The organism is Candidatus Nitrotoga sp. BS (genome assembly GCF_927797785.1).
GTDB lineage: Bacteria > Pseudomonadota > Gammaproteobacteria > Burkholderiales > Gallionellaceae > Nitrotoga.
In genome coordinates this window covers 1-13,175 of sequence record NZ_CAKMLL010000088.1, presented here as the reverse complement: position 1 = coordinate 13,175, position 13,175 = coordinate 1, and the positions used below count along the sequence as shown (strand labels likewise).

General features: G+C 42.3%; 17 protein-coding genes. 1 reads left to right on the top strand and 16 read right to left on the bottom strand.

The features are described 5' to 3' along the window. Window positions 1-2 precede the first annotated feature (2 nt). The 10 genes from MJ769_RS11080 to MJ769_RS11040 form a co-directional block, all read right to left on the bottom strand. The gene (locus tag MJ769_RS11080; RefSeq protein ID WP_239237203.1) at window positions 3-1,067 is read right to left on the bottom strand and encodes a formylglycine-generating enzyme family protein; all 1,065 of its coding nucleotides are present in this window, start codon (window positions 1,065-1,067) and stop codon (window positions 3-5) included. Then, a complete protein-coding gene (locus MJ769_RS11075) occupies window positions 1,068-1,538 on the bottom strand; it encodes a hypothetical protein (protein ID WP_239237202.1) in 471 nt (156 codons plus the stop codon). Further along, entirely contained in the window at window positions 1,535-2,023 is a 489-nt protein-coding gene (locus tag MJ769_RS11070; RefSeq protein WP_239237201.1) for a c-type cytochrome, read from the bottom strand. Before MJ769_RS11070 ends, MJ769_RS11075 begins: the two co-directional genes overlap by 4 nt. Beyond that, window positions 2,020-2,298 (bottom strand): hypothetical protein, encoded by a 279-nt coding sequence (locus tag MJ769_RS11065; protein WP_239237200.1) that lies wholly within the window; start codon window positions 2,296-2,298, stop codon window positions 2,020-2,022. The genes MJ769_RS11070 and MJ769_RS11065 overlap by 4 nt, the downstream gene beginning before the upstream one ends. 42 nt (window positions 2,299-2,340) lie before the next feature. Continuing rightward, entirely contained in the window at window positions 2,341-2,661 is a 321-nt protein-coding gene (locus MJ769_RS11060; RefSeq protein WP_239237199.1) for a hypothetical protein, read from the bottom strand. Between the two features lie 80 nt (window positions 2,662-2,741). Next, window positions 2,742-2,876: a hypothetical protein gene (locus MJ769_RS14460; RefSeq protein WP_256445719.1), complete on the bottom strand. Its 135-nt coding sequence runs from the start codon at window positions 2,874-2,876 to the stop codon at window positions 2,742-2,744. Between the two features lie 27 nt (window positions 2,877-2,903). Next, window positions 2,904-3,569 carry a hypothetical protein gene (locus MJ769_RS11055; protein ID WP_239237198.1) on the bottom strand — a complete coding sequence of 222 codons (666 nt, stop codon included), beginning with the start codon at window positions 3,567-3,569 and terminating at the stop codon, window positions 2,904-2,906. Between the two features lie 18 nt (window positions 3,570-3,587). Next, window positions 3,588-4,550, bottom strand: a complete 963-nt coding sequence (locus tag MJ769_RS11050) for a cbb3-type cytochrome c oxidase subunit II (RefSeq protein ID WP_239237197.1) — start codon at window positions 4,548-4,550, stop codon at window positions 3,588-3,590. A gap of 35 nt (window positions 4,551-4,585) precedes the next feature. Continuing rightward, entirely contained in the window at window positions 4,586-5,995 is a 1,410-nt protein-coding gene (locus MJ769_RS11045) for a cbb3-type cytochrome c oxidase subunit I (protein ID WP_239237196.1), read from the bottom strand. A gap of 341 nt (window positions 5,996-6,336) precedes the next feature. After that, a complete protein-coding gene (locus tag MJ769_RS11040) occupies window positions 6,337-6,618 on the bottom strand; it encodes a hypothetical protein (RefSeq protein WP_239237195.1) in 282 nt (93 codons plus the stop codon). Window positions 6,619-6,847: 229 nt separating this feature from the next. Here MJ769_RS11040 and MJ769_RS11035 point away from each other — a divergent pair, with 229 nt between their 5' ends. Continuing rightward, window positions 6,848-8,314 (top strand): hypothetical protein, encoded by a 1,467-nt coding sequence (locus tag MJ769_RS11035; protein WP_239237194.1) that lies wholly within the window; start codon window positions 6,848-6,850, stop codon window positions 8,312-8,314. A gap of 361 nt (window positions 8,315-8,675) precedes the next feature. Here the strand turns inward: MJ769_RS11035 and MJ769_RS11030 are convergent, their stop codons facing one another. The 6 genes from MJ769_RS11030 to MJ769_RS11005 all read right to left on the bottom strand — a co-directional run bounded on the left by MJ769_RS11030 (window position 8,676) and on the right by MJ769_RS11005 (window position 12,572). Continuing rightward, window positions 8,676-9,062, bottom strand: a complete 387-nt coding sequence (locus tag MJ769_RS11030; protein WP_239237193.1) for a hypothetical protein — start codon at window positions 9,060-9,062, stop codon at window positions 8,676-8,678. Window positions 9,063-9,588: 526 nt separating this feature from the next. After that, window positions 9,589-10,038, bottom strand: coding sequence for a hypothetical protein (locus MJ769_RS11025; protein WP_239237192.1), 450 nt, complete (start codon window positions 10,036-10,038; stop codon window positions 9,589-9,591). Window positions 10,039-10,044: 6 nt separating this feature from the next. Further along, window positions 10,045-10,491, bottom strand: coding sequence for a TlpA family protein disulfide reductase (locus MJ769_RS11020; protein ID WP_239237191.1), 447 nt, complete (start codon window positions 10,489-10,491; stop codon window positions 10,045-10,047). An 89-nt stretch (window positions 10,492-10,580) separates the two neighbouring features. Next, window positions 10,581-11,093, bottom strand: a complete 513-nt coding sequence (locus tag MJ769_RS11015) for a cbb3-type cytochrome c oxidase subunit I (protein ID WP_239237189.1) — start codon at window positions 11,091-11,093, stop codon at window positions 10,581-10,583. After that, window positions 11,074-11,670: a c-type cytochrome gene (locus MJ769_RS11010; RefSeq protein ID WP_239237187.1), complete on the bottom strand. Its 597-nt coding sequence runs from the start codon at window positions 11,668-11,670 to the stop codon at window positions 11,074-11,076. The genes MJ769_RS11015 and MJ769_RS11010 overlap by 20 nt, the downstream gene beginning before the upstream one ends. Window positions 11,671-11,792: 122 nt before the next feature. Further along, window positions 11,793-12,572, bottom strand: a complete 780-nt coding sequence (locus MJ769_RS11005; protein ID WP_239237186.1) for a c-type cytochrome — start codon at window positions 12,570-12,572, stop codon at window positions 11,793-11,795. Window positions 12,573-13,175 lie beyond the last annotated feature (603 nt).

Sequence of the window (13,175 nt, the reverse complement as noted above, 5' to 3'; positions counted from 1 at the left end):
TCTCACCTTCTTGCGACCTTTACCTCAAGATTACTGGCACAGCGGAACCCAAAGAAATCGGAGGCATAATTTGCAAAAGCGAAATTTCGATGAAATACTGAAGACGAAAATGGATCCCCCTTCCATGATCCGCCACGCAATACTTTGTAGCTTCCCCCAGTTGGCACAATTTCAACCTCTTTACTATTTGTCGCCTGCAAAACTTTCCCTTTGAATAAATCTGACGGCGCGTCCGTTCCTGGGTAAGGCGTAAAATCATCCTCTGTCCACTCATTCACGTTACCTGCCATATCCATTACTCCATATGGACTAGCTCCATTTAGATAAGCATTTACGTTGGATGTCGAGCCCACATTGTAATAAGTATTCAGCCGATCTGGTTCCATCTTACTACCCCACGGCCAACGTCGACCGTCAGTGCCACGCCCTGACTTTTCCCATTCTGCTTCAGTAGGAAGTCGCTTGCCAGCCCACTTTGCGTATGCCATTGCATCGTACCAAGACACCATGGTAACAGGGCGCAACACCTCTCCCTGAGGAATTTTGCCCTTCTTCCAGTTCAGCGGTGGACGGTGCGAAGTAGCGACTACAAATTTGGCATATTGTGCATTAGTTACAGGATATTTATCTATCCAGAAGGCGGGCAAGTTTACTGTATGTTGTGGGCGATTTTGTGCATCTGCTCGTTCTAAATTTGTACCCATGGAAAAATTTCCCTCGGGGATAAATATCATACTATCTATTTCGAGCCACTTCTCTTTGGAGAGTAAGCTTTCAACTTCTATAGCACTATATCCTCCCGCATGATTTTTTTCGGCCTCATGTACTTTATGCAATGCTAGATCTTCACCAGCTGCGCGAATATGGGATGCTTCATCTATCAAATCATACGTTGCACTCGAACGCATTTCACCCATGGTGTCGAATCCCTGGTTCACCACATACAGGGTTACCCCAATTGCTAACAAGACAAAACAAATTATAAAAGTTGCCAATAAGTAACGTTTACGACGTGCCAGTTCTGCAGTCGGAAGTAATGAATTTATGTGCTCTGAAGTCACAGCCATCTAAATGTCACGTTCACTATTGTCGGTACTCTGCTTATATAAAAGATCGCTCGGATCTCTTCCATAAGTTTTTTTTATGATGATTTCTCCCATGACCCCACCGAAACCTGCCGCAGTCATAACTACAGTCACAAACAAAGCCCACATGCCAAATGGCATTAACGATGCACCTTCCGGAACTCCAGTTAAATATATAATTTCTAAGTAACTAATAGATTTAACTATTAACGGAGGAAAGTAACACAGCCATTTACCGCCAAGTCCAAAAATAACTGCGACCAGCACACCTACAAAAAAAGGTAGCACAAACATATCTATGACCCACAGTCGGTTGAAGTCAAGAATGCCTCGAAATAACTCAATTTTTACTCCAAGAATACGATCGCCGAGGTAATTCAAAGCGCAACCCATAATAACCGCCACAACACCGCTGAAAAATCGGACTCCGGTCGAGGGCGGAAATTTACTCATGGTTGGAATTTCTGGCCGGTAAGTATTTCATGTTCGGCTCTGCGTGTTTCTTCAAGATACCAATCTTGAACCTTCAGGCTTGACATATAACGTGCCAGAAGTCGTCGATCACTTTCCGGCAGTTGCGCATAAGATGGCATTTGATATTCTTTCTTTAAGCGAGATTGTAGAATCGCTTGTGGATTTATAGCTGAAAAATACTGGTAAAACCAGTCTTCACTTCTCAATGAACCCATACCGTCCAATATTGGGGCAGGAACGGATTTCATAAGATCACGCACAGTCCACAGTGAATGGCAGCTTTTACAGTTTTGCTGGCGGTAAATATCCATAGCAGCGCGTTCCAAGGTAGCAGATGCAGTGCTGTAATAAGGAATACCTTTATCGACTTCCTTACTAGTATTGAGGTGCCAAAGATTGCGCACCATAAAACCAACAACCACAATTGCAATGACTACAAAAACAATTTTTTCACCTTGTTTCATTGATTCTGATGCTTTTCTTTTTCCTGACGCTTTAAAACACGCTCCCGACTTAGCATCTGGGAGGTATTTACCTCACGACTTTTTGCATACTCTTCTGGTGACATTTTATCTCTATCACCTTCATCAAATACTAGATACTTGATATCTTCATCAAACTGCTCATTCATCATTCCCCACCTGATCCAGTATATGACAGCAATAATAATCATGCCACCAACAACAAGCCAAAGGTAAATAGACCATCCATCATCCAACGATTGCAAGTAGCTTTCCATGTTTTCTCCATCTTTCGTTAGGGAACCAAACTAATAAATAAGTTAGTAAAGATATCCGCCCAGCATTTGCATTCCGCCAAAAATGACTGCAACTATAACGCCTATAATTATCAGACTGAACATCATTTTCTCGCCGAATCTCATTTTTTTTGGTGCGTGATTTCCGAACATCAACATAAGTACGATGCCAGAAAATACCAATACACCCAGTAGCATAAAAAAAAATACACCCGTGCTAAATTGCTGGCTGCGCATCCCTTCTATGCTTAGATCTAATTTAGGAGAATATCCAGTGTCTGCTACCACCTTTAAGACACGGCCTATATTTAATGCATCAAGAAATGAATAAATAATAATCTCCATTCATTCCAAATATATCCTTGTAAAAAGAATATGCCGCCCGTACGGCGGCATACCTTATTCATTTAACTTAAAACCGTAACCTAGTTATTTTTAGATCTAATTTGCGGATTTTTTTTATCGTAATTATCCACAAATAAACTATAGAAATAAGGAGCAAAAAAACCAATGGCTACAACCGCCATAAAACATGTAGGGCCATAATCATAATCTATCATCTGTTACCTCCGTAATGTAATTTAAAATTAAGGCTTATGACGTCTATCGCCGTGGCGTGGGTCAGCGTCGTGATGACGTGGCTGCCAGTGGTACGCAGGCAACCGCTTCACAGTAACTGTTACTCCAATAAAGAACATCGAAAGATAAAATACGTCAATCAGGAATCCCTTATCCCACCACGGCTGCTGCCGAACCCGCTTACCGTTTGGACGAAAATTACCTTCAAAATTAGCAATTTTTACTATTGGCCCTACAACTGTATAATCCTTAAGATCTACCGCCGGAAGCTCCATTACCGCCTCTATTTGTGGCTTCAAAATACGCAAGTCATCCATAGTAACTGGATGTCGACCTTGCGCAGCTATGAACTCACTGCCTTTGTTAATTTCAACAATGCGCTTCATAGCTGCTGCATCACCCTGAGCCTCTTGAATTGCCAGAATTTCAGGTGTGTCCATTACTTTAATGTATTCAGCATAGATCGCAGCAGTCGGGCGCTGCCCCCAAAGCGGTATTGTAGTCAAAAAAGCGGTTGCAACTGTTAGCAAAACAAGAATTACAACTGGCACCGGCAACCGGTTGTTATCCTCTGTCATACCGCCAAGATCCTCAGCTTCCCAAAGACGAATACTTTTCTGTACTGTCTCTTCGTGCGTCAAAGTATGCAGCGGCTTATCAAATACCCAAGTCATATCATCGCCCCCCTTAAACTATTTCAGATTCACAACAAAATCAATCAAGTTCCGAATTTCGCTATCCTTAGCGTACATTGGCACGTCAGGAGGCGTAGTGATTTTTCCTTCTCGGTATTCATCGTACTCAGAACGCCATTTTTTGAAATCAATTTTCTTGCCGTCTGCGTCTACCTCACCCCACAAGTAATCAAAACGCGGCATGATGGAATGTGGCTGCACTAACCGAGGATTAAAGAAATGCAGCATCATCCACTCTCTAGATGCATTGCGTGAACCGACATGTAATAAATCTGGTCCCTTGCGGTCAGATCCAAATGCTGTTGGAGATTCACCATTAAAATCACCCAACATAGGGGGAGCGCCAAATACTTGCCAATCTTGTGTTTGCTCAGGTAATAATGTATGACACCACCAGCAACCCTCTCGTACAAACATGGTTTTCCCAGCTCCAGCGTGCAATATATCCGAGTCTGCTGCCTGTTTTAATACCGCATCTGGAGCCCAGCCTTTTGTGGCTGTCGCATTTTCTATGTAATGCAGCGGCTTGTCCTCGAAATCCAGCAACTTGTCACTTGCCTTAATCAGGAATACGGCACCATCCTCAATTTTTGCCTCTTTTATTCGGCCCTGGTTAAGACTCAGCTCCTCGACACCTAGACCCAGATTATGATGATGCTTCACCCCATTCGGCAATGACGTTCCCGCAGTATATACATATGCATATACTGGCTCCATCGGCTCACCAGTCTTTGGGTCTTTTCTAACCAGCACCTTCAATGGCTTGTTCAAGCCATCCAGCCAAGGATCCTTAATCTGCCAACCCGAATCCCACCCTGAAGTCAGCTGCTTATCCAAGCCGACCTCAGAAACCACTGAAGCTGCAAGATCGTAACTTGGGAAAAGCAAGGTTATACTCATTGACAATGCGAATGCCGCACCAAACATCCTTGAACCTATTTTATACTCTCTAAAATTCATAGTTTACTCCCCATATTCTGGCTTAATGTTTAGGATTAACGCTCGTACGCCAATTCGTGTGGCATACGTCCAGCCGGAATAACAGTACCTTCGCGCGCAGTCATCCACATATTGTATAACCAAAGAATGGTTGAGGAAAACACCATAGTTCCGCCCAACCACCGAGCTATCATATAAGGATGCTCAGCAATCACGACATCAATGTATGGTACTTCATATATCTTTCCAGCACCTTGAATTAACCCAGCAATCGTCATTGATATCCAGTATGTACTAAATCCGATCAACAATAACCAGAAATGCAGATTACCTAAAGTCAGCGAATACAACTTGCGCTTCATGAGTGTTTGCAGACCAAGATAAACGGCCGCAGCCTCAAGAAACGTCGAGAACCCAAGCAAAGCAAGATGCGCGTGCGCCACCATCCACCCTGTTCCGTGAATGTACCAGTTGATAGAACGAGTTTGCTGAAAGCCACCCTGCATATTAAGTGGAATAGCCAACAATACACCAACCACGGTAAAGCGCACCTCAAGGTTCTCGACAAACATATTCCATTTGCCCTGCATGGTCAAAAGTATGTTCGACACAAATGCTATGGCTGGCACCAAAATCAGAACACCCTCCACCGAAGCGAATGATTTTAGCCACTCTGGCAAGGGCGCCGACATCAAATGATGCGCAGCAGGAGTTGAGTAAAACACAACTATCGACCAAAAGTGCAAGTGACCAATACGATGCGAATACAACGGATTACCCGTCACCTTTGGAATGACGTAATAGGCAATCGCTGCAGCCACAGGAGTAATCCACAACCCCAGGACGTTATGCGCAAACCACCACGTCATGTATGCCTCGGTCAATCCAGTTAGGTGAAAATATTCTGGAAGATTTCCTACCAAAAATACAATTATCAACATGAAAGTTGAGGCTGCAAAAAACCAATTGGTCGTATAAATCCCTTGAGTGCGTCGTTTTATTATGGTCATCCATACATTAACCGCCAAAGGAATAGATATAAATGCGGCAACAGCAAGATCCAGTGGCCATGGAAAGTCAGAATACTCACGCCCAGAGGTTACACCCATCCACATTAGGGACAAACCCATAAGCAGAGAGATATTCCACATCATGCAATTCCACAAACCAAGCTTCTCTGACCACAGCCTAGTGTTCCCCAATATCGGGGTGATATACATCATGGCCATTGCAAACGCCATCGAAATCCAGCCGAAAATGACAGCAAGCACATGCACCTGACGCATATGACCGAAGGCAAACATTTCCGTCCCCGTTACAAAATCTGGAAAAGCAAGCTTAGCCGCATTGAACGACCCCAATCCTGTTCCGATCATAAACCAGACAATGGCCGAAAAACCAAAGAAGACTGCCGCCGAACCAACCGGGATAGCCTCATTTTTTGCAAACAAATACTTAAGAATCATGCTGCATCTCCTCATTTCGCCCTAAACAGACATATTGGCTGTCGTAATCAGCGTTAGTCCCACTATTAATTTTTATTAGGTGTTATTTTTTTGACGTTTTATGATGTGTGATCGAAGACAGCTCCTCTGAAACTATATCTCCCACCGTACCACCAACCACCTCACCCAATGCATCAGTACCATCAGCCAAATGTATACGCTTGTGCGGCATTAATACATACCACGATAACCACATACTAGAAAACGCCAAAAGCATGCAAAACGTCCCTGCCAATATTATTAGCATATCCCCCCCTATTTAAGGCTTCATATTTTAAAGTTTTTACACAGGTATGTCGCGCCTAAGCACGAACTCCATTCTCAATCGTATCGTGCCTCTTTAAAGCGAGCGCCAACATTAAAGTAAACGCAAAGCCAAACACAAACATACAAGTACTCATAAAACCATTAAATGTTGAAGGTATATATGAACCAGCACCCACCCCACCCCAATCTTCAAATCCTGCACGTCCCATCCAACACATAAGAGCCGCCCCGAACACACTACCATTACCCATTCCCGTTACGAACCCCGCAACTATAATTATCCAAAAGGAACTAGCTGGTATTGACTTTTTTTGCATTTTGCATTTCCCCCTGGTTTTATCTAAACAATTTAGATTGTTACTGTTTTTATCGGAATCCAGATGTTTCAGATCCGTCAACTCTGCAACTGAATTCCTTTGGGCAATGATTGTCTCCGAGACAAGCGACCACTAAAATTCAGTGTTATAAAAATGCAGTGATATAATAAAACCCTACACTTAACCTTGTCAAGGCATAGTGTACTTAAACCAAACAATTATATTGATAATGAACATTAATACTTTTTTTGACCGTATTCCTCTTCGTTACTGGGGGTATCTTTCCTTGTCATTATGGGGAGCAGCCATCCTTTTATTGTCGCGGCCCGATCTTTACAACTTGGATGAAGGCTCCGCTAAATCTCTTTTATTAGCATGGTCAATAGCTGATCAGGTAGCCGCTTCAGTTGTTACTTTTGGTGCGCCTGATTTGCGTGCATTGTTGTTTTTACCTGTTGCATTTCTTTGGACAGGTAAGGTTTTTGCGGCCAAGGTTTTCACTACACTTTTATTTGCCTTTGCCATTTGGATGCTTTACTTATGGAGCCGTCGCAATGTCAATGCTGAAAGTGCATTAGTTGCCAGTGGCTTACTGGCTGTATCTCCGCTGATACTTGAACAAATTGATACTCTTTCTTCCGGTATCTACTTGGTAATCGCATTTGCATTTGGTGCATGGCTAAATACGGAATATAGAGCAAACCCTCGCTCTGGTGGTGGCTGGTATTTTTCCCAGTTACTTGTCAGCGCGTTTAGCGTGAGCTTGCATCCCATTGGCCTAGCATATCCATTAGCGCTGCTTTGGTCATGGTACAAAGAGCCGCTGGATATGAAGCAGCAGAAATATTTTTTTATTGGTGTAAGCTTTATTTCTATCTTTACCATACTCATGTTAAACGGATGGAATTACGTAGAATGGTTCAAAAATCCAATTGAGAGCCTAGCAATTAGCATATTCGGCTCATCTTTAGGAGGTGAAATGTCTATTGTCAGGTGGACAGTTGGATGGGTCATTCTTGCAGTACTTGTAATCATCGTCACCAAACAATTCCGCAACTTATGGTCAGATTTTACTGGCCGCACCTTACTGATTGGTTTGACGCTGGGAGTTACAACCAGTGATTTGGCGTGGGGCATCATTGCGTTAAGTCTTATTTTGTATTTTGGAACGCCTTTATTATTACATTCGAATCATGTACGCACAGACAAAGGGTTTGTTCATCATCGCGGATTGATGATGCTATTTATTATCATTCTTTCCACTGTATTTATGCAGGCAGATAGGAGTCACTACGAAATTCGACAATCTGGATTTCTGCCTGAGGAGGATCAGTTAATTCACTTTCTTGTTGAAAAGGCTGAAAATATCCGCAAAGCCAATGAAGAAGACGAAAGCGGAAAAAATCATAATCTTTTGCGAGTAGCCAGCCAATGGCCAAGCCGTACCATGATCGCATGCAAATGCGATACCTTACCCTTACCTCCCGCCGCACAAGATCCGCAGGCTCAACTTGACTTGTTACACAGTATTACCCACATATTATTCAATCCGCATCAAGCCAGCAATACAGCGCTCGCAAAGAACCTATCTCTGCTTGGTGGAGAGATTGTTGAAACTATCGCATTACAGCCCAGCGGGGTATTATTGCATATAAAAAATGTCAACAAGCCAGCCAACCTGAAGTCCAATCAATAAGCTATATGAGATTTGCGTATATCTTCAGTCATATTAGCATGACCAACTTTCCATATTGGATGTTAGTGGTTAGCCTGATTAATCCTAATATATGCCGTAATTGGTAATAAATATACTTTAAAACGTAATGAATAAGCTCATTCAAGAAATCTTAATTTATTTTATAGTGGCTCTTAGCTCTCTGTTCATCATGAGCTATGCTGTACACATGCTAATTGGTGGCTTGGTTAGCAAGGAAACTGAGTATTTGCTTATTCTAGCCACCTGTCTCATCGGTGTAGTGGCTATTGGATTTATGGTTTGGGATGTAATTCGACACCGCAAGGGCAGTAAATAGCGGCTTCACAAACAGCCATATTTATTAGGTCTCTACAAGTATGGCGCCTGTAAAAATGACCAGTGCGCGTACCAGCAACGTAGCCCGACCTTGAGCGCCATGATCGATGCGTACACTGTTATCATTGCGTAGCAAGCGCAGAGCAGTTTTAACTTGCAGTACATATAACGCATACATCATCACAATCATCATTAAATGTATCCATACAATTAATGAGGTTATTTCGCTCTCTACAATCAAACGGCGATACCAGTCCTTAAAAATATAAAGATAAACAGGCATTCCCAGATCAAACAAGATTACGGAAGTCATTGCCAACACATGAAACATGCGATGCCTAGCATATTGAAACGCTGCTAACATTAACGCATAGGTTAGTAACGCAGCCCACACCGTGCCTGCTGTTAACATCTCATACTCTGCCCATGCATTTTACTTGCTTTTTCCATCAGTTCCTTTAGATTGATTTTAACTGCTAGATATTGCAGCTATTTATTTTTTATTTTAAATATCTACGTAGATGCAATGAAATTTAAGCTTCCTTGTCTTTGGAGCAGACTCTCATATTTTGATCATGATAACAATTTCTTTATTTAGCTTGAGGCATGCTGAGCACAACGAATGTCCTACCATCTAAATAACTTCAGAATTAATTATTTGCAATAAGAATCACTCGTTTAGTTGACGCCTTAAAACTCATTGTCATTTATTAAGGTATCAAATATATGGATCAATTCTTACCTAATTAGCCACTAAGCACAGTCGACGCGGCTGAAGAGGAGCAAAATTTCGCATTCCGATGAAAGTCGATATGAAGCTTGGATCAGCGATGAGAAGTTTTAAATGTTTTTCCTACGCATCGAATGACGGAATTGCGCATCTGAACATTATGGTTAACCTAGATTTTTATGATCAAGTGAATTTTGGAATATGGATGCTAACTAGCTATATACTTTTCCTGAACTGCTTGGTAATCTTTTATGCTTGAAAACTGCCCTTTATGAAATACGAATTGCAAACGCTGGTCCAATTTATCAAGCCCTGCCAGTCCAAACGATCGACCTGAGTAATCCGCGTAAAGTCGTATGTCTTTCACCAACTCCACATTCTCTCCGTTGCGCATAATTACTCTAGTTACTTGCTCAGCAATTTCAATTGCAATGGGCGCGGTAGGTAATAACATTAATCGAGTTTTCAATATGCGGTTGGCGCCAGCGATAAAAAAGAAACTGGCTAAAAATGAAAATAAATAGGCCAAACTGACATCTCCGCCGTACCAAAATTTGGCTACCATCGACAATAAGGCGATCACTGTAGGTACATACAGAAGCAAATCCCACATCATGCCTTTGCGATCTTGGACTAAACTGAAACGTGTATCGCTCATACCTGATTAACCTGCGCTACTTTCTGTTCCTTCTTTAAGAATCTTTGTTATTCCCGCTTCCATTTCCCCATACAACATACGTCCAGGTTGAACGCCGCTAACAACGCCTTTGTCATTTATAAAAAAAGTCCATGGATCACCCATTACGCGATATGCCTTGAATGCTTCCGGATTTTGGTATTGATCCATATGCAAAAAAAGTACCTGGGTTTGATATTTTTCCAATAACGCCTTCATAATTTGCAATTGCCCATCACACACAGTGCAATGACCAGGTGTGGCAAACTCCAGAACGATAGGCTTGCCAAGCGCCAATGCTTTATCCAATGAGTATTGGTACATGCGCGCGTCTGGTTGACGATATGTCGTCATTTTGCTCATATCTCCACCGACATCTGCCAATGTTTTTGTGGGCAAGCTAGGCGCAACCATTCCTTTCTGCATCATTCCCATTGACGCACCTCCAATACCCCATGAGGAAAATGATTCCCCACAGCCACCAAGAAGGCAAGAAACAGCGAGCAGTATTAATATTCTTAGATTCACTTAGGCCTGTTCCATCCATTGCAAGTACGGTATATGTTATATCCCCAGATAATGTTAGCTAATAAAACGATACTACCGAAAATTCCTGCAAGTGACATAAATCTTGATGCAACCGATTCCGCATCGTCATCGATAAAAATTCCAACCAGCCCCGCTGAGCTAAAGAAAACCACGACCCCCAGCAAACCAAGATTATGCATCCAGAAATGAATTTTTACTAAACGCAGACTATAGATGGAGCGACGCACCAGTCGTGGAATAAGATAATATACCGCGCCGAAAATAGCCATTTCCACCCATCCTAGCAAATTAATATGCGTATGCCCTAAAACGAGTCTGTGACCAGGTATACCGCTATTAACAAAATGTCTAAATGTGGGAACCCCACCCATCAATGCCCCCCATGAAAAACCAATTATGCTGTAAATGATGCAAGCATAGATAAACCACAATGTATATTTGGTATATTCTTTATCCTGAGCCCAGGGCTCATTTTGTTCCTGCGTCATGCTGATTCTCTTTCGCTTTTAATTTTACTTCCTCACGTACATCCTTATACTCTGATTTCCAGCTATCTGGCGCCCACATCCTGACCATCTCATCAATAAAATTGGATTCCCCGCCCACTGGGGGAAATCGCGACGCATTAGACCCCGGATTGGCTCGTAGCTCGGAGAGAAACACGGCAATCGCCTGCAATTCCTCTGGCGGCAATTTCGCTACGAAAGCAGCTCCTTTAGAAGGACCATGATCCATCGTCGTCCCATGGTAAGTTGCTTCTGGATCTGTTAAAAATTTGTTCAAGTATTCAAGGGTACGCTTAGAACCGATCCCGTCGAGAACCAGCCCCATATTTGTACCGTTGCGCATTGCGCGGTGACAGATAGTGCATCCCGCTGTACGAAATAACTCTGACCCTCGCAAGCCCTGTGCGGAAAAATCATACTGAAGCACTGGGAACATCGGCTTATCCAAACGTGACCTGACAACTTCTAGCACCAACCAACTGACAAAAGCCATAATACCAATCAGCGCAAACCCTCCAAATAGCAATTTTTCTCCAAGCTTCATATTGCTAATTGCCATGCCGAATAACCCCCCCCGAGACCACATATAATATTTTTCAAAATAGACAAAATCCCCGCGTCCGATGTAACTCGTCGCACGGGGATTTCGCAAGCAGCAGCTAATTTAATAGCTAAAAATACCTATCGAACTAATATTTCTTTCAAAACCGTTTGATTATCAATAAGAAGGCCGTCCCGCACATTAACTGGCGGAGCAGAAGACAAATATGCAGCAACATTATAAATGTCGTCATCTGTAAGCGTTTTCGCCACAGCTTGCATCATATGAACCCCTCCAACTACTGGGTCATTATTCCTTGTGTCATCACGCCAACTTTTTAATTGATTAACCAAATATACATACTTTTGATTGCCAATCGCCGGAAACATAGGATCAGCACCGCGTCCATTAAATCCATGACATGAGTAACAAGAAGCCACCTTACCCTTTACTCCGCTATGAGCCAGAAGCTTCCCCAAATAAGTCTGACCAACCTGCTGCCCCTCTTCTTTAAGAGCCTTTAAGTCAGATGGCTCAAATTTTCTGGGCAAGCTATCAACATACGCAGCCACATCACGGCGATCCTGCTCGCTCAACTCCTTGGCAAATCCGTTCATTACCGCTCCCAGACCAGAAGGAACACGTCTGTCCGCAGCAAAATCAGTAAGTTGCTTAACAAGATAAACATAACCAATATTGGCCAGACGGGGCGAGCCCATGGCATCAATACCTAAAGCATTTTCTCCATGGCAAGATAAGCAAGCAGGAACACCCCCTTTTCCTTCGGTAAAGATGACTTTACCATTAGCAGGATTCGCACTAATTTTTCCAGTTTCTGCAGAGGCAGAAGTTCCTGATACAAGTACTATGGCGCCTATTATTGTAAGCCATGACGACCACATGGATGTAGATTTGCGCATTCCCCCCCCTTATTTCTTGAAATTCTTCAAATTAATCTTCCCCTAACAACTTTTCTAGTTGCTGGCCTTTCAACCGACGTGAAAGACGTACCATGTTTTCGAAAGGCATCCAAAAACAATATTTCCACCACTCGCAGTATCATTAAACCTTTTTAAGAGTTCTTCTTACATAAAATTGCAGCCATACCAAAAATAAATCCAAAAATACATGCATACATCAAAAGAACTTGGCCAGTAGTCACATTCTCAAACATAACTTCTCCTCCTTTCCAATACATCTTGGTTAAAAAACTTATTGAACTCATGAACTTTCTAGACTGATGAATTTTATCACTGCCAATTTATATTAAGCAAGTTTTTTTGGGTGTTCAAGGAACAAATAAGCTCCTCCCTTTTGAAATTTAATTTAAACAACCCGCAATCTTTTAGTGAAGACTCTGATAAGCACCTTCAAAATACCAATTTATTTTCTAAGATGAGCTTCTTGCAAAACTATTTTTGCTAAAAATGCTTAAAAAGTAGCAAATTTTTGGTAACGTAGAATTTGGGAGACCTGAGTAGTAGAAGATAATTGCCCTCCAATATGGTATTTAGTTTTTGCGG